Below are 16,050 nucleotides of genomic sequence, written 5' to 3'. Positions count from 1 at the left end.
TTTCCGGTTACCAGACGAACGCGACGACCTCGCCGCCGACGCCCTTCTTCTCGGCCTCACGGTCGGTCAGCAGACCGGAGGAGGTGGACAGGATGGCAACGCCGAGGCCGCCGAGCACCTTGGGCAGGTTCGTCGACTTGGCGTACACGCGAAGGCCGGGCTTCGACACACGGCGCACACCGGCGAGCGAACGCTCACGGTTGGGGCCGTACTTCAGCGTGAGGGTGAGGGTCTTGCCCACCTCGGCGTCCGCGACGGCGGAGCCGGTGATGTAGCCCTCGGCCTCCAGGATCGTGGCGATGTTCGCCTTGAGCTTGGAGTGCGGCATCGACACGGTCTCGTGGTACGCCGCGTTCGCGTTGCGCAGACGCGTCAGCATGTCTGCGATGGGGTCAGTCATCGTCATGAGTCTTGAACTCTTCCTCGCCGTGGTTTCCCCGCAGGGGACCTGTGGCGTAGTGGTTTACCAGCTGCTCTTGGTGATGCCGGGCAGCTCACCGCGGTGAGCCATCTCGCGGAAGCACACGCGGCAGAGGCCGAACTTGCGGTACACCGAGTGCGGGCGACCGCACTTCTGGCACCGGGTGTAGGCACGGACGGCGAACTTCTGCTTGCCGGCGGCCTTGTTCTTGAGCGCAGTCTTGGCCATGGCCTACTTCTCCTTGAAGGGGAAGCCCAGCTGCTTGAGCAGCGAGCGGCCCTCGTCGTCGGTGGTGGCGGAGGTCACGACCGTGATGTCCATACCGCGGACGCGGTCGATCTTGTCCTGGTTGATCTCGTGGAACATCGACTGCTCGGTGAGACCGAAGGTGTAGTTGCCGTTGCCGTCGAACTGCTTCGGGCTGAGGCCGCGGAAGTCGCGGATTCGCGGAAGCGCGATCGAGAGCAGGCGGTCCAGGAACTCCCACATGCGGTCGCCGCGCAGCGTGACGTGCGCGCCGATCGGCTGACCCTCGCGCAGCTTGAACTGCGCGATGGACTTGCGGGCCTTGGTGACCTGCGGCTTCTGACCGGTGATGGCGGTGAGGTCCGCGATGGCACCCTCGATGAGCTTCGAGTCCTTCGCGGCGTCACCGACACCCATGTTCACGACGATCTTGGTGAGGCCGGCGACCTGGTTGATGTTCTCGTGGCCGAACTCCTCGCGCAGCTGCGCGATGATCTCGTTGCGGTACTTCTCCTTGAGACGCGGCAGCGTGGTCACGTCAGCCATCAGACGTCCTTACCCGAGCGCTTGGCGACGCGCACGCGCACGGTGCGCTTGCGGCCGTCACGCTCGACCTCTTCCGTGCGGTAGCCGACACGGGTGCCCTTCTTGGTCTCCGGGTCGACCAGCATCACGTTCGAGATGTGGATCGCGGCCTCGACGGTCACGAGGCCACCCTCGGCGTTGTCGCGGCGGGTGCCCGGCTTGATGTGCTTGGTGACACGCTGGATGCCCTCGACGACCACGCGCTCGCGCTCGGGGTCGACCGACAGCACGCGGCCCTGCTGACCGCGGTCACGGCCGGCGATGACGACGACGAGGTCGTCCTTCTTGATCTTCGCCATCAGATGACCTCCGGTGCCAGCGAGATGATCTTCATGAACTTCTTGTCACGCAGCTCGCGGCCCACGGGGCCGAAGATGCGGGTGCCACGCGGGTCACCGTCGAGGTTCTTGAGGATCACCGCAGCGTTCTCATCGAAACGGATGTACGAACCGTCGGGACGGCGGCGCTCCTTGGTGGTGCGCACGACGACCGCCTTGACAACGTCGCCCTTCTTGACGTTGCCGCCGGGGATCGCGTCCTTGACGGTGGCGACGATGATGTCGCCGATGCCGGCGTAGCGACGGTGCGAGCCGCCGAGCACGCGGATGCAGAGGACTTCCTTCGCACCCGTGTTGTCGGCGACGCGAAGTCGCGACTCCTGCTGAATCATGTCTGTCTCCTGTCGTCTGGTTCTCGCTCACACCGAGCGAGCCTGGTCGAACTAGTAGTTACTTGGCCTTCTCGACGATCTCGACCAGACGCCACCGCTTGGAAGCGGACAGCGGGCGGGTCTCCATCACGACGACGAGGTCGCCGATGCCGGCGGTGTTGAGCTCGTCATGGGCCTTGATCTTGCTGGTACGGCGCATGACCTTGCCGTAGAGCGGGTGCTTGACGCGGTCCTCGATCTCCACGGTGATGGTCTTGTCCATCTTGTCCGACGTCACGTAGCCACGGCGCGTCTTGCGGTACGCGCGGTGCTCCGTGGTCGCCGTCGTGTGCTTCTTGGTCGACATATCTGTTCCTTATGCCTTCGCGGAGGGCGCGGTGCGGATACCGAGCTCGCGCTCACGCAGGATCGTGTAGATGCGCGCGATGTCGCGCTTGACGGCCTTGAGGCGGCCGTGGTTCTCGAGCTGACCGGTGGCCGACTGGAAGCGCAGGTTGAACAGCTCCTCCTTGGCCTTCTTCAGCTCCTCGACCAGGCGCTCGTTCTCCATGGCGTCCAGCTCGGACGGCATGAGGTCCTTGGTACCGATGGCCATTAGATGTCACCACCCTCACGGGTCACAAAGCGGGTCTTCATGGGGAGCTTGTGCTGCGCGCGGCGCATGGCCTCGCGAGCGAGCTCCTCCGGGACGCCGGCGAGCTCGAACATGACCCGACCGGGCTTCACGTTCGCGACCCACCACTCGGGCGAACCCTTACCGGAGCCCATGCGGACCTCGGCAGGCTTCTTGGTCAGGGGGCGGTCCGGGTAGATGTTGATCCAGACCTTTCCGCCACGCTTGATGTGGCGGGTCATCGCGATACGGGCCGCCTCGATCTGGCGGTTGGTGACGTAGGCGGGCTCGAGAGCCTGGATGCCGAAGTCACCGAAGGCGATGGAGGTGCCACCGGTCGCGGCGCCCGAACGCTTCGGGTGGTGCTGCTTGCGGTGCTTCACTCGACGGGGGATAAGCATTCTCAGCTCTCCTTACCGGCCTCGGCGGGAGCCTCGGCAGCAGGGGCGTCGGCCGCGGGGGCCTCGGCCGAACGGGGGGCGGCGTCACGACGCGGACCGCGGTCGCCACCACGGCGGTCGCCGCGGCCACGCTGCGGGCGGGGGGCCTTCGCCTGCTCGGCGGCCCACTCCTTCTCCGTCATGTCACCCTTGTAGATCCACACCTTCACGCCGATCTGGCCGAAGGTGGTGCGGGCCTCGAAGAAGCCGTAGTCGATGTTCGCGCGGAGGGTGTGCAGCGGCACGCGGCCCTCGCGGTAGAACTCCGAGCGCGACATCTCGGCGCCGCCGAGACGGCCCGAGCACTGCACACGGATGCCCTTGGCACCGGCGCGGAGCGCGGACTGGATGCCCTTGCGCATCGCACGGCGGAAGGACACGCGCGAGGCGAGCTGCTCCGCGATGCCCTGCGCCACGAGCTGCGCGTCGACCTCGGCGTTCTTGACCTCGAGGATGTTGAGCTGGACCTGCTTGCCCGTCAGCTTCTCGAGGTTGGCGCGAAGCTTGTCGGCCTCGGCGCCGCGGCGGCCGATGACGATGCCCGGACGCGCGGTGTGCAGGTCGACGCGGACACGCTCACGCGTGCGCTCGATCTCCACCTTCGAGACGCCGGCGCGCTCGAGGCCCTCCGACATCATCTTGCGGATCTTGACGTCCTCGTCCACGTAGTCGCGGTAGCGCTCGCCCTTCTTGGTCGAGTCGGCGAACCAGCGCGAACGGTGGTCGGTCGTGATGCCCAGGCGGTAGCCGTGGGGGTTGACCTTCTGTCCCATTACTTGGCCCCTTACTTGGCAGCGACCGGGGTCGCGACGGTGACGGTGATGTGGCAGGAACGCTTGAGGATGCGGTTCGCACGACCCTGAGCGCGCGGCTGGATGCGCTTCATGGTCGGACCCTCGTCCACAAAGATCTCCTTGATGACGAGCTCACGCTCGTCGAAGCGCTCGCCGGCCTTGTCGGCCTTCACACGCGCGTTGGCGATCGCCGAGTCGATGAGCTTGCGCACATCGGTCGCGACGGCCTGCGGCTGGAACTTCAGCGAGGCCGAGGCCTCCACAGCGTTCTGACCACGGACCAGGTTCACGACGCGGCGAGCCTTCTGGGCGGTCACGCGGATGTACCGCGTCTGCGCCTTGGCTTCCATGTTCTTTACTCCCTTTACTTCGCTCAGGCGCCTTAGCGGCGGCCCTTGCGGTCGTCCTTGACGTGGCCCTTGAACGTGCGCGTGGGAGCGAACTCACCAAGCTTGTGGCCGACCATCGACTCGGTGACGAACACCGGGACGTGCTTGCGGCCGTCGTGCACGGCAAAGGTGTGACCCAGGAAGTCCGGCGTGATGACGCTACGGCGCGACCAGGTCTTGATGACGTTCTTCGTGCCCGCTTCGTTCTGAGCGTCCACCTTCTTGAGAAGGTGGTCGTCGATGAAGGGGCCCTTCTTGAGGCTACGAGGCATGTCCAGGCTCCCTTATCGCTTGTTCTTGCCAGTCTTGCGGCGACGCACGATGAGCTTGTCGCTTTCCTTGTTGGGCTTGCGGGTGCGGCCCTCGGGCTTGCCCCACGGCGAGACCGGGTGGCGACCACCGGAGGTCTTGCCCTCACCACCACCGTGCGGGTGGTCCACCGGGTTCATCACGACACCACGCACGGTCGGGCGCTTGCCCTTCCAGCGCATACGGCCGGCCTTGCCCCAGTTGATGTTCGACTGCTCGGCGTTGCCGACCTCGCCGATCGTCGCGCGGCAGCGCGCGTCGACGTTGCGGATCTCACCGGACGGCATGCGCAGCTGCGCGTACGGGCCGTCCTTGGCGACGAGCTGCACCGAGGCACCGGCCGAGCGGGCGATCTTGGCGCCGCCGCCGGGCTTGAGCTCGATCGCGTGGATGACCGTACCGACGGGGATGTTGCGCAGCGGGAGGTTGTTGCCGGGCTTGATGTCGGCGCCGGCGCCGTTCTCCACGCGGTCGCCCTGACCGAGCTTCTCGGGGGCGATGATGTAGCGCTTCTCGCCGTCCGCGTAGTGCAGGAGCGCGATGCGGGCGGTGCGGTTGGGGTCGTACTCGATGTGCGCGACGGTCGCGGGCACGCCGTCCTTGTCGTGACGACGGAAGTCGATCACGCGGTAGGCGCGCTTGTGACCGCCACCCTGGTGACGGGTGGTGATGCGACCGGTGTTGTTGCGGCCGCCCTTCTTGTGCAGCGGGCGGACCAGCGACTTCTCGGGCGTCGAGCGGGTGACCTCGACGAAGTCGGCGACGGACGAGCCACGGCGGCCCGGCGTCGTCGGCTTGTACTTACGAATAGCCATGAGTGCTTTACCTGTCCTTCTAGCCGGCCTGGCCGCTGAAGATGTCGATGCCCGCGTCGCCCGAGATGGTGACGATCGCGCGCTTGACGTCCTTGCGCTTGCCGAGGCCGAAGCGGGTGCGGCGCGTCTTGCCCTTGCGGTTGATGGTGTTGACGGACGCGACCTTCACACCGAAGATCTGCTCGATCGCGATCTTGATCTCGGTCTTGTTCGAGCGGGGGTCCACCTCGAAGGTGTACTTGCCCTCGTCCATGAGGCCGTACGTCTTCTCGGAGACGATCGGGCGGACGATGATGTCGCGGGGGTCCTTGTTGAGAGCGGTCATGTTACTTCTCCTCCGCCTCGGACTCCGTCGCGACGGCCTTCACCGACTTGCCGGTCGCGGGACCCGCGACGAACGCGTCGAACGCGCCCTTGGTGAAGACCGTGTCGTCGTTCACGAGCACGTCGTAGGTGTTGAGCTGGTCGACCGCGATGAGGTGGACGCTCGCGGCGTTGCGCAGCGAGAGGATCGTCTGCTCGTCGGAGCGCTCGATGACCACGAGGGCCGAGCGGCCCGCGGTGATCGCGGCGAGCGCCTCGATGGCGGCCTTGGTCGACGGCGTGTCACCCGAGATGATCGAGTCCACGACGTGCACGCGGCCGGCGCGGGCGCGGTCGGAGAGGGCGCCACGGAGCGCGGCGGCCTTCATCTTCTTGGGCGTGCGCTGCGAGTAGTCGCGGGGCTGCGGGCCGTGGACGGTGCCACCGCCGGCGAACTGCGGCGCGCGGGTCGAGCCCTGACGGGCGCGGCCGGTGCCCTTCTGCTTGTAGGGCTTCTTGCCACCACCGCGGACCTCGCCGCGGGTCTTGGTGGCGTGGGTGCCCTGGCGGGCGGCAGCGAGCTGCGCGACCACGACCTGGTGGATCAGGGGGACGTTCGTGTCGACGTCGAAGATGTCGGCGGGAAGCTCGACGGTCTTAGCGGTAGCCATGGCTATCACGCGCCCTTCACGGCGGAGCGGATGAGAACGACGCCGCCCTTGTTGCCGGGAACCGCGCCCTTGACGAGCACGAGACCCTTCTCGGTGTCGACCGAGTGGACGAGGAGGTTCTGAACGGTCTTGCGGGCGTTGCCCATGCGGCCGGCCATCTTGATGCCCTTGAACACGCGCGACGGCGTGGAGGCGCCACCGATGGAGCCCGGCTTGCGGTGGTTGCGGTGCGCACCGTGCGAGGCACCCACGCCGGAGAAGCCGTGACGCTTCATGACACCGGCGGTGCCCTTGCCCTTGGTGGTGCCGGTCACGTCGACGAGCTGGCCGGCCTCGAACACCTCGGCGGTGATCTCCTGGCCCAGGGCGTACTCGGACGCGTTGGCGGTGCGGACCTCGGCCACGTGGCGGCGCGGCGTCACGCCGGCGGCCTCGAAGTGGCCCTTGAGGGGGTTGGTGACGCGGCGCGGGTCCACGGAACCGAAGGCGAGCTGGATGGCCTCGTAGCCGTCCTTCTCCTCGCCTCGCACCTGGGTCACGACGTTGGTGTCGACCTGGATCACCGTGACGGGCACAACGCGGCCCTCGGCGTCCCACACCTGCGTCATGCCCAGCTTCGTACCGAGCAGCGCGGAGACCGCGCGCTGGGCATTGGAAGTCGTAGTCATGATTCGGGAAGTCCTAACTTCTCTGCTTGTGCTGCTTAGAGCTTGATCTCGATGTTGACGTCCGCGGGCAGGTCGAGACGCATGAGCGAGTCGACGGCCTTGGGCGTCGGGTCCACGATGTCGATGAGGCGCTTGTGCGTGCGCATCTCGAAGTGCTCGCGGGAGTCCTTGTACTTGTGGGGCGAACGGATCACACAGAACACGTTCTTCTCGGTGGGCAGCGGCACGGGGCCCACCACCGACGCGCCGGCGCGCGTGACCGTCTCGACGATCTTGCGGGCCGAGGAGTCGATGACCTCGTGGTCATAGCTCTTCAGCCGAATGCGGATCTTCTGTCCCGCCATGGCGTGGTCTGCCTTATCTCTCGTGTACAACTACGGTCATCTCCCCGACCCCCGCGCTCGGGCGTGTCGCGTATCTGCGACGCACGTGCGCCATGACATCTCTGCCGGGCCGTGGGTGAAGGTGTGGCTGCCCGCAATAGGCAACCTGAATATTGTGCCAGATTCACGCGTGGCGCGCAAACGGTACCGCCCCGACCCCTGCTAGGGGTCGGGCGTGCTCATCCCGCCGGGCACGATGCGCGGCGCCGGGGCCTCGCGACCCTCCCCCGCATCGTACGCCGGACATGCGACGAGGGCCCCCGCCGTGCGGCGGGGGCCCTCGCTCAGGTAAGTCGTGGACTTACTTGATGATCTTGGTGACGGTGCCGGAACCGACGGTACGGCCACCCTCGCGGATCGCGAAGCCCTGACCCTCCTCGAGGGCGATCGGCTGGATGAGCTCGACCGACATCTCGGTGGTGTCGCCCGGCATGACCATCTCGGTGCCCTCGGGCAGCGTGATGACGCCGGTCACATCCGTGGTGCGGATGTAGAACTGCGGGCGGTAGTTCGAGTAGAACGGGTTGTGGCGGCCACCCTCGGACTTGTCCAGGATGTAGCAACGGCCCTCGAACTGGGTGTGCGGGGTGGTGGTGCCGGGCTGGACCACGACCTGGCCGCGCTCGACGTCCTCGCGCTTGGTGCCGCGGAGCAGCAGACCGCAGTTCTCGCCGGCCCACGCCTCGTCCATCTGCTTGTGGAACATCTCGATGCCGGTGACCGTGGTCTTCTGCGGCTCGCGGATGCCGAGGATCTCGACCTCCGAGTTGATCTTGAGCTTGCCGCGCTCGACCTTGCCGGTGACGACGGTGCCACGACCGGTGATCGTGAAGACGTCCTCGATCGGCATGAGGAAGGGCTTGTCCATGTCACGCTCGGGCTCGGGGACGTTCTCGTCCACGGCCGTCATGAGGTCCTTGACCGACTGGGCCCACTTCTCGTCGCCCTCGAGCGCCTTGAGCGCCGAGACGCGGATGACGGGAGCGTTGTCGCCGTCGAAGCCCTGCGAGGAGAGGAGCTCGCGCACCTCGACCTCGACGAGCTCGAGGATCTCCTCGTCGTCGACCATGTCCGACTTGTTGAGGGCCACGAGCAGGTAGGGCACGCCCACCTGGCGGGCGAGCAGCACGTGCTCGCGCGTCTGGGCCATCGGGCCGTCGGTCGCCGCGACCACGAGGATCGCGCCGTCCATCTGGGCCGCACCGGTGATCATGTTCTTGATGTAGTCGGCGTGACCCGGGGCGTCGACGTGCGCGTAGTGGCGCTTCTCGGTCTGGTACTCGATGTGCGCGATGTTGATCGTGATACCGCGCTCGCGCTCCTCCGGCGCCTTGTCGATGTCCTCGAACGGCGTGAAGGGGTTGAGGTCGGGGTACTGGTCGTGCAGGACCTTCGAGATCGCAGCGGTCAGCGTGGTCTTACCGTGGTCGACGTGACCGATGGTGCCGATGTTGACGTGCGGCTTGGTCCGCTCGAACTTGGCCTTAGCCATTTTGGCTTCCTCCTGAATTGGTGGTGAGACTCGGGTAGAGGATCCGACTACCGATGGCCGCTGCCATCGTGGGGCGCATCCCTACTGGTCGTATTGTTTCCTACTTCAACCGGTGGGACTACTCGCCCCGGGTCTTAGCGATGATCTCCTCGGCAACGTTGCGAGGAACCTCGGCGTAGCTGTCGAAGGTCATCGAGTACACCGCGCGACCCTGCGTCTTGGAACGCAGGTCGCCGACGTAGCCGAACATCTCCGACAGCGGGACCAGGGAGTCGATGACCTTGACGCCGGCGGCGTCGGACATCTGACGGATCTGGCCACGGCGGGAGTTGAGGTCGCCGATCACGTCGCCCATGTAGTCCTCGGGCGTACGGACCTCGACGGCCATGACGGGCTCGAGGAGCACCGGCTGGGCCTTGCGCGCGGCCTCCTTGAAGGCCATCGAGCCGGCGATCTTGAACGCCATCTCCGAGGAGTCGACGTCGTGGTACTGACCGTCGAGCAGCGTGGCCTTGACGCCCACCATGGGGTAGCCGGCGAGGATGCCGACGTTCATCGCGTCCTGGATGCCGGCGTCGACCGACGGGATGTACTCGCGCGGCACGCGACCACCGGTGACGGCGTTCTCGAACTCGTACATGACCTCGGCGTCGGCCTCGAGCGGCGCGATCGAGATCTGGACCTTCGCGAACTGACCCGAGCCACCCGTCTGCTTCTTGTGGGTGTAGTCGTGCTTCTCGACGGTGCCGCGGATGGTCTCGCGGTACGCGACCTGCGGCTTGCCGACGTTGGCGTCGACCTTGAACTCGCGCTTCATGCGGTCGACGATGATGTCGAGGTGGAGCTCGCCCATGCCGGAGATGACGGTCTGACCGGTATCCTCGTCCAGCTTGACGCGGAAGGTCGGGTCCTCCTCGGCCAGCTTCTGGATCGCGACCGACATCTTCTCCTGGTCGCCCTTGGTCTTGGGCTCGACCGCCACGTGGATCACGGGCTCGGGGAAGGTCATCGACTCGAGCACGACCTGCGCGCTCGGGTCGCTCAGGGTGTCACCGGTGGTGGTGTCCTTGAGGCCGATGACGGCGTAGATGTGGCCCGCGGTCACGGAGTCGACCGGGTTCTCCTTGTTGGCGTGCATCTGGAAGATCTTGCCGATGCGCTCCTTCTTGCCCTTGGTCGCGTTGATGACCTGCGCGCCGGAGTCCACCTTGCCGGAGTACACGCGGATGTAGGTCAGACGGCCGAAGAAGGGGTGCGTCATGATCTTGAACGCGAGCGCGGAGAACGGCTCGTCGGCGTCGGCGTGACGCTCGATGACCTTCTCCTCGTCGTGCACGTCGTGACCCTCGATCGCCGGCATGTCGAGCGGCGACGGGAGGTAGTCCACGACCGCGTCGAGCATGGGCTGCACGCCACGGTTCTTGAACGCCGAGCCGCACAGGACCGGGTAGATCTCGGAGTTGATGACCATCTTGCGGATGGCGCCCTTGATCTCGTCGACCGACAGGTCGCCGTTCTCGAAGTACTTCTCCATGAGCGCCTCGTCGGTCTCGGCGACCGTCTCGAGCAGCTCGGCGCGGTACTCCGCGGCCTTCTCGGCCAGGTCGGCCGGGATGTCCTGGGTCTCGTACTGGGCGCCCAGGGTCACGTCACCCTTGGCATCGCCCGGCCACACGAGGGCCTTCATCTGGACGAGGTCGATGACACCGAGGAAGTCGGACTCGGCACCGATCGGCAGCTGGATGACCAGCGGCTTCGCGCCGAGGCGCGACTTGATGGTGTCGACGGTGAAGTAGAAGTCCGCACCGATCTTGTCCATCTTGTTGACGAAGCAGATGCGGGGGACGTTGTACTTGTCCGCCTGGCGCCACACGGTCTCCGACTGGGGCTCGACGCCCTCCTTGCCGTCGAACACGGCGACGGCACCGTCGAGGACGCGGAGGTTGCGCTCCACCTCGACCGTGAAGTCCACGTGACCGGGCGTGTCGATGATGTTCAGCTGGATGTTGTTCCAGAAGCACGTCGTCGCGGCGGACGTGATCGTGATGCCACGCTCCTGCTCCTGGGCCATCCAGTCCATCGTCGCGGCGCCGTCGTGCACCTCGCCGATCTTGTAGGTGATACCCGTGTAGAACAGGATTCGCTCGGTCGTCGTCGTCTTGCCGGCATCGATGTGGGCCATGATGCCGAAGTTGCGGACCTTCGTGAGGTCCGTCAGCACGTCCTGTGCCACGAGTGGTTCTCCTCGGTTCTAGTGCGAACGGAACAGGCCTGCGACTACCAGCGGTAGTGCGCGAACGCCTTGTTCGACTCGGCCATCTTGTGCATGTCCTCGCGGCGCTTGACAGCGGCGCCGAGGCCGTTGGAGGCGTCGAGGATCTCGTTCATGAGGCGCTCGGTCATGGTCTTCTCGCGACGCTGGCGCGAGAAGTCGACCAGCCAGCGCAGGCCGAGCGTGGTCTGACGCACGGGGCGCACGTCGACGGGGACCTGGTAGGTCGCGCCACCGACGCGGCGGCTGCGGACCTCGAGGGCGGGGCGGATGTTGTCCAGCGCGCGCTTGAGCACGACGACCGGGTCCTGACCCGACTTCTCGCGGACGCCCTCGAGGGCGCCGTACACGATGGCCTCGGCGGTCGACTTCTTGCCGTCCAGGAGGACCTTGTTGATGAGCTGCGTGACGACCGGAGCGCCGTAGACGGGGTCGTTGATGATCGGACGCTTAGGGGCCGGTCCCTTACGAGGCATTACTTCTTCTCCATCTTCGCGCCGTAGCGGCTGCGAGCCTGCTTGCGGTTCTTGACGCCCTGGGTGTCGAGCGAACCGCGGACGATCTTGTAGCGAACACCCGGGAGGTCCTTCACACGACCACCGCGGACGAGCACGATCGAGTGCTCCTGGAGGTTGTGGCCCTCACCGGGGATGTACGCGGTGACCTCGATGCCGGTCGAGAGGCGCACACGGGCGACCTTACGAAGGGCCGAGTTCGGCTTCTTGGGGGTGGTGGTGTAGACGCGCGTGCACACGCCGCGACGCTGGGGGCTCGACTGAAGAGCCGGGGTCTTGGTCTTCGAGGCCTTGGGGTGGCGACCCTTCCTGACCAGCTGCTGAATCGTAGGCACTACTTCTCCGTGTCTCTGTGGTTCTGCGGGAACGTTTTCTCGTATCGGCCCGACCCCCGCGCCCGGGCGTGTCGTTCCATCGGGTATCGCGCCACGGGCGCGACTCGGGGGCCCGGCGACGCGGGCACAAGCATCTAAGATACCTGCGCTCCGCGCCGCCGTCAAAAGCGGATATCACACCCGCCCGGCCCCGTCGAATGTCAGTCTCGGATGTCGAACTCCTCGAGCGGCACGGCCTCGCCGGTGCCCTCGCCGAAGTACTGTCCGTCCCACTCCTCGTACCCGAAGGTCGGGAACAGGTTGGCCTTGGCCTCCTCGGTGGGCTCGACCGTCGCCGTGCGGTACTGCGCGAGGCCGGTACCAGCGGGGATGAGCTTTCCGAGGATGACGTTCTCCTTGAGGCCGATGAGCGGGTCCGACTTGCCGGACATCGCAGCCTCGGTGAGGACGCGGGTTGTCTCCTGGAAGGAGGCCGCGGACAGCCACGACTCGGTCGCGAGCGACGCCTTCGTGATGCCCATGAGCTCGGGACGCGCCGAGGCGGGCTTGCCGCCGGCGGTCACGGTCTCGCGGTTGGCCCCCTCGAAGCGGCTGCGCTCGACGAGCTCGCCCGGGAGGAGCGAGGTCTCGCCGGAGTCCAGCACGGTCACGCGACGCAGCATCTGCCGCACGATGACCTCGATGTGCTTGTCGTGGATCTCCACACCCTGCGAGCGGTAGACGTTCTGAACCTCGTCGACCAGGTGCTTCTGGGTCGCACGCGGGCCGAGGATGCGCAGGACGTTCTTCGGGTCGACCGCACCGGCGACGAGCTGCTGGCCCACCTCGACGTGCTCGCCGTCCTGGACCAGGAGGCGGGAACGCTTGGTGACCGGGTACTCGACCGGCTCGTCCCCGTTGTCCGGGGTGACCACGAGGCGACGGGTCGCCTCGGAGTCGTCGACCTTGAGCATGCCGGAGACCTCGGAGATCGGGGCCTCACCCTTGGGGGTACGGGCCTCGAAGAGCTCCTGGACACGCGGCAGACCCTGCGTGATGTCGTCGGCGGACGCGACACCACCGGTGTGGAACGTACGCATCGTCAGCTGGGTTCCGGGCTCACCGATCGACTGGGCCGCGATGATGCCGACGGCCTCGCCGATGTCCACGAGCTCGCGGGTCGCGAGCGAACGGCCGTAGCAGCGCGCGCACGTGCCCACGGCGGACTCGCAGGTGAGGACCGAGCGGACCTTGACCTCCGTGACGCCGTGCTCGATGAGGTTGTCGATGAGGACGTCGCCGATGTCGGCCGAGGCCTTCGCCACGACCGCGCCGGCCGCGTCGAGGACGTCGGTCGCGAGCGTGCGGGCGAAGACCGAGGTCTCCACGCGGTCGTGCTTGACCTTCGAGCCGTCGGCGAGGACCTCGACGATGGGCATCGTCAGGCCGCGCTCGGTGCCGCAGTCCTCCTCGCGGACGATGACGTCCTGCGAGACGTCCACCAGACGACGGGTCAGGTAGCCCGAGTCGGCGGTACGGAGAGCGGTGTCCGCGAGGCCCTTGCGGGCGCCGTGCGTCGCGATGAAGTACTCGAGGACCGAGAGGCCCTCGCGGTAGTTCGACTTGATCGGACGCGGGATGATCTCACCCTTCGGGTTCGCCACGAGGCCGCGCATACCGGCGATCTGACGCACCTGCATCCAGTTACCGCGCGCACCCGAGCCGACCATCGTGTGGACGGTGTTGTGCTTCGGGAACGACTCGCGCATGGCCTTGTCGACCTCGTTGGTCGCCTGGGTCCAGATCTCGATGAGCTCCTGGCGACGCTCGTCATCGGTGATGAGACCGGTGTCGAACTGGTCCTGGACCTTCGCGGCCTGGGCCTCGTAGCGCTCGAGGATCTCCTGCTTGTTCGACGGCGTCGCGACGTCGCCGATGGCGATGGTCACACCCGACCGCGTGGCCCAGTGGAAGCCCGCCGCCTTGAGGGCGTCGAGCGAGGCTGCGACCTCGACCTTCGGGTAGCGCTCCGCGAGGGTGTTGACGATGTCGCCGAGCACCTTCTTGTCGACGTTGCGGTTGACGTACGGGTACGTCACCGGCAGCAGGTCGTTGAAGAGCGAGCGGCCGAGCGTGGTCGTCAGCATGAACGACTCGCCCTCGACGTAGCCCTCGGGGAACTCGAAGTCGACCGGCGGCACGGTGTCGCCGTCGACGCGCAGCTGGATCTCGGCGTTGAGCGAGATCGCCTTCGCGTCGAAGGCCATGATCGCCTCGGACTGCGAGCCGAACACCAGGCCCTCGCCGGCCTCGCCCTCCTTGTGGAGGGAGAGGTGGTAGAGGCCGATGATCATGTCCTGCGAGGGCATGGTCACCGGACGGCCGTCGGACGGCTTGAGGATGTTGTTGCTCGAGAGCATCAGCACACGGGCCTCGGCCTGCGCCTCCGCCGACAGCGGCAGGTGCACGGCCATCTGGTCACCGTCGAAGTCGGCGTTGAACGCGCCGCAGACGAGCGGGTGCAGGTGGATGGCCTTGCCCTCGACCAGCTGGGGCTCGAACGCCTGGATGCCCAGACGGTGCAGCGTGGGCGCGCGGTTCAGCAGCACCGGGTGCTCGCGGATGACCTCTTCGAGGACGTCCCACACCTCGGAGCGGCTGCGCTCGACCATGCGCTTGGCCGACTTGATGTTCTGCGCGTGGTTGAGCTCGACCAGGCGCTTCATGACGAAGGGCTTGAACAGCTCGAGCGCCATCTGCTTGGGCAGACCGCACTGGTGCAGCTTCAGGGTCGGGCCGACGACGATGACCGAACGGCCCGAGTAGTCGACGCGCTTGCCGAGCAGGTTCTGACGGAAGCGACCCTGCTTGCCCTTGAGCATGTCCGAGATGGACTTGAGGGGGCGGTTGCCGGGGCCCGTGACGGGGCGGCCGCGACGGCCGTTGTCGAACAGCGAGTCGACGGCCTCCTGCAGCATGCGCTTCTCGTTGTTCACGATGATCTCGGGCGCACCGAGGTCGAGCAGGCGCTTGAGGCGGTTGTTGCGGTTGATCACGCGGCGGTACAGGTCGTTGAGGTCGGAGGTCGCGAAGCGGCCACCGTCCAGCTGCACCATCGGACGCAGGTCCGGCGGGATGACCGGCACGCAGTCGAGCACCATGCCCGTGGGCGAGTTCGAGGTGGTGAGGAACGCGTTGACCACCTTGAGGCGCTTGAGGGCGCGGGTCTTGCGCTGGCCCTTGCCCGTCGCGATGACCTCGCGCAGGTGCTCCGCCTCGGCCTCGAGGTCGAAGTCCTGGAGGCGACGCTGGATCGCCTCCGCACCCATCGAGCCCTTGAAGTACGAGCCGTAGCGGCGCGACATCTCGCGGTAGAGCATCTCGTCGCCCTCGAGGTCCTGGACCTTGAGGTTGGCGAAGCGGTCGAAGATCGCGTCGAGGCGCTCGATCTCGGCATCGGCGCGCTTGCGGATGTTCGCCATCTCGCGCTCGGCGCCGTCCTTGACCTTGCGCTTGACGTCCGCCTTGGCGCCCTCGGCCTCGAGCTCGGCGATGTCCTTCTCGAGCTTCTCGGCGCGGGCGTTGATCTGGACGTCGCGGTCGTTCGCGAGGGCCTTCTTCTCCTTCTCCATCTCGTTGCGGAGCTGGGGAAGGTCCTCGTGGCGGCCGTCCTCGTCCACCTCGGTGACCATGTACGCCGCGAAGTAGATGACCTTCTCCAGGTCCTTCGGGGCGAGGTCGAGCAGGTAGCCGAGGCGCGACGGCACGCCCTTGAAGTACCAGATGTGGGTCACCGGGGCGGCGAGCTCGATGTGGCCCATCCGCTCACGGCGGACCTTCGAGCGGGTCACCTCGACGCCGCAGCGCTCGCAGACGATGCCGCGGTAGCGGACGCGCTTGTACTTGCCGCAGCCGCACTCCCAGTCGCGGGTGGGGCCGAAGATCTTCTCGCAGAACAGGCCGTCCTTCTCCGGCTTGAGCGTGCGGTAGTTGATCGTCTCGGGCTTCTTCACCTCTCCATGCGACCAGTTGCGGATCTCGTCCGCGGTCGCAAGGCCGATGCGAAGGTCGCCGAACTCGTTCACGTCGAGCAAGGTTCTACTTCCTTACCGCCGGCTTGATGCCGGCACCAAAACTTGTCCTATGAATG

The 16,050-nt window shown here is 66.6% G+C and carries 20 protein-coding genes and 1 pseudogene; all 21 read right to left on the bottom strand.

Features of this window, described 5'->3' with window-relative positions; all coding sequences use genetic code 11:
* Positions 1 to 7 precede the first annotated feature (7 nt).
* The 21 genes and pseudogenes from rpsH to AOM09_RS02560 all read right to left on the bottom strand — a co-directional run bounded on the left by rpsH (position 8) and on the right by AOM09_RS02560 (position 15,994).
* Positions 8 to 406, bottom strand: coding sequence for a 30S ribosomal protein S8 (rpsH, locus tag AOM09_RS02660; RefSeq protein ID WP_062383869.1), 399 nt, complete (start codon positions 404 to 406; stop codon positions 8 to 10).
* 57 nt (positions 407 to 463) lie between these two features.
* The gene (locus AOM09_RS02655) at positions 464 to 649 is read right to left on the bottom strand and encodes a type Z 30S ribosomal protein S14 (protein WP_042213145.1); all 186 of its coding nucleotides are present in this window, start codon (positions 647 to 649) and stop codon (positions 464 to 466) included.
* A gap of 3 nt (positions 650 to 652) precedes the next feature.
* Positions 653 to 1,213 (bottom strand): 50S ribosomal protein L5, encoded by a 561-nt coding sequence (gene rplE, locus AOM09_RS02650; protein ID WP_062303303.1) that lies wholly within the window; start codon positions 1,211 to 1,213, stop codon positions 653 to 655.
* Positions 1,213 to 1,551, bottom strand: a complete 339-nt coding sequence (rplX, locus tag AOM09_RS02645; RefSeq protein ID WP_062298284.1) for a 50S ribosomal protein L24 — start codon at positions 1,549 to 1,551, stop codon at positions 1,213 to 1,215. Before rplX ends, rplE begins: the two co-directional genes overlap by 1 nt.
* Complete coding sequence (gene rplN / locus AOM09_RS02640) at positions 1,551 to 1,922, bottom strand: 50S ribosomal protein L14 (RefSeq protein ID WP_062293953.1); 372 nt, start codon at positions 1,920 to 1,922, stop codon at positions 1,551 to 1,553. The genes rplX and rplN overlap by 1 nt, the downstream gene beginning before the upstream one ends.
* A 58-nt stretch (positions 1,923 to 1,980) precedes the next feature.
* On the bottom strand, positions 1,981 to 2,268 hold the full coding sequence (rpsQ, locus tag AOM09_RS02635) for a 30S ribosomal protein S17 (RefSeq protein ID WP_062383865.1): 288 nt from the start codon (positions 2,266 to 2,268) through the stop codon (positions 1,981 to 1,983).
* An 18-nt stretch (positions 2,269 to 2,286) separates the two neighbouring features.
* A pseudogene (gene rpmC, locus AOM09_RS02630) lies at positions 2,287 to 2,517 on the bottom strand (50S ribosomal protein L29); the annotation flags it as partial.
* Positions 2,517 to 2,936 (bottom strand): 50S ribosomal protein L16, encoded by a 420-nt coding sequence (gene rplP, locus AOM09_RS02625; RefSeq protein WP_062293962.1) that lies wholly within the window; start codon positions 2,934 to 2,936, stop codon positions 2,517 to 2,519. The pseudogene rpmC and the gene rplP, both read right to left, overlap by 1 nt.
* A gap of 2 nt (positions 2,937 to 2,938) precedes the next feature.
* The gene (gene rpsC / locus AOM09_RS02620; protein ID WP_062383861.1) at positions 2,939 to 3,748 is read right to left on the bottom strand and encodes a 30S ribosomal protein S3; all 810 of its coding nucleotides are present in this window, start codon (positions 3,746 to 3,748) and stop codon (positions 2,939 to 2,941) included.
* An 11-nt stretch (positions 3,749 to 3,759) separates the two neighbouring features.
* On the bottom strand, positions 3,760 to 4,119 hold the full coding sequence (rplV, locus tag AOM09_RS02615; protein WP_062383858.1) for a 50S ribosomal protein L22: 360 nt from the start codon (positions 4,117 to 4,119) through the stop codon (positions 3,760 to 3,762).
* Between the two features lie 32 nt (positions 4,120 to 4,151).
* Positions 4,152 to 4,430, bottom strand: coding sequence for a 30S ribosomal protein S19 (gene rpsS, locus AOM09_RS02610; RefSeq protein ID WP_042213173.1), 279 nt, complete (start codon positions 4,428 to 4,430; stop codon positions 4,152 to 4,154).
* A gap of 12 nt (positions 4,431 to 4,442) precedes the next feature.
* The gene (gene rplB, locus AOM09_RS02605; RefSeq protein ID WP_062303289.1) at positions 4,443 to 5,282 is read right to left on the bottom strand and encodes a 50S ribosomal protein L2; all 840 of its coding nucleotides are present in this window, start codon (positions 5,280 to 5,282) and stop codon (positions 4,443 to 4,445) included.
* Between the two features lie 19 nt (positions 5,283 to 5,301).
* Positions 5,302 to 5,607: a 50S ribosomal protein L23 gene (gene rplW, locus AOM09_RS02600; protein WP_062383855.1), complete on the bottom strand. Its 306-nt coding sequence runs from the start codon at positions 5,605 to 5,607 to the stop codon at positions 5,302 to 5,304.
* Position 5,608: 1 nt separating this feature from the next.
* Complete coding sequence (gene rplD, locus AOM09_RS02595) at positions 5,609 to 6,256, bottom strand: 50S ribosomal protein L4 (protein WP_062383851.1); 648 nt, start codon at positions 6,254 to 6,256, stop codon at positions 5,609 to 5,611.
* A 5-nt stretch (positions 6,257 to 6,261) separates the two neighbouring features.
* Positions 6,262 to 6,924, bottom strand: a complete 663-nt coding sequence (rplC, locus tag AOM09_RS02590; RefSeq protein WP_062383847.1) for a 50S ribosomal protein L3 — start codon at positions 6,922 to 6,924, stop codon at positions 6,262 to 6,264.
* A 35-nt stretch (positions 6,925 to 6,959) separates the two neighbouring features.
* Positions 6,960 to 7,268, bottom strand: a complete 309-nt coding sequence (gene rpsJ, locus AOM09_RS02585) for a 30S ribosomal protein S10 (protein WP_042213186.1) — start codon at positions 7,266 to 7,268, stop codon at positions 6,960 to 6,962.
* 340 nt (positions 7,269 to 7,608) lie between these two features.
* Positions 7,609 to 8,799 carry an elongation factor Tu gene (tuf, locus tag AOM09_RS02580; protein ID WP_062383844.1) on the bottom strand — a complete coding sequence of 397 codons (1,191 nt, stop codon included), beginning with the start codon at positions 8,797 to 8,799 and terminating at the stop codon, positions 7,609 to 7,611.
* Positions 8,800 to 8,917: 118 nt separating this feature from the next.
* Positions 8,918 to 11,032 (bottom strand): elongation factor G, encoded by a 2,115-nt coding sequence (fusA, locus tag AOM09_RS02575; protein WP_062383842.1) that lies wholly within the window; start codon positions 11,030 to 11,032, stop codon positions 8,918 to 8,920.
* Between the two features lie 44 nt (positions 11,033 to 11,076).
* Positions 11,077 to 11,547, bottom strand: coding sequence for a 30S ribosomal protein S7 (gene rpsG / locus AOM09_RS02570; protein WP_042213191.1), 471 nt, complete (start codon positions 11,545 to 11,547; stop codon positions 11,077 to 11,079).
* Positions 11,547 to 11,921: a 30S ribosomal protein S12 gene (gene rpsL, locus AOM09_RS02565; protein ID WP_042213193.1), complete on the bottom strand. Its 375-nt coding sequence runs from the start codon at positions 11,919 to 11,921 to the stop codon at positions 11,547 to 11,549. Before rpsL ends, rpsG begins: the two co-directional genes overlap by 1 nt.
* Before the next feature lie 200 nt (positions 11,922 to 12,121).
* On the bottom strand, positions 12,122 to 15,994 hold the full coding sequence (locus tag AOM09_RS02560) for a DNA-directed RNA polymerase subunit beta' (RefSeq protein ID WP_062383839.1): 3,873 nt from the start codon (positions 15,992 to 15,994) through the stop codon (positions 12,122 to 12,124).
* Between the last annotated feature and the right edge of the window lie 56 nt (positions 15,995 to 16,050).

The organism is Demequina iriomotensis (assembly GCF_000971395.1).
Classification (GTDB): domain Bacteria; phylum Actinomycetota; class Actinomycetes; order Actinomycetales; family Demequinaceae; genus Demequina; species Demequina iriomotensis.
The sequence above is the reverse complement of the archived record's forward strand: the minus strand, read 5'-3'. Positions and strand labels throughout refer to the sequence as shown.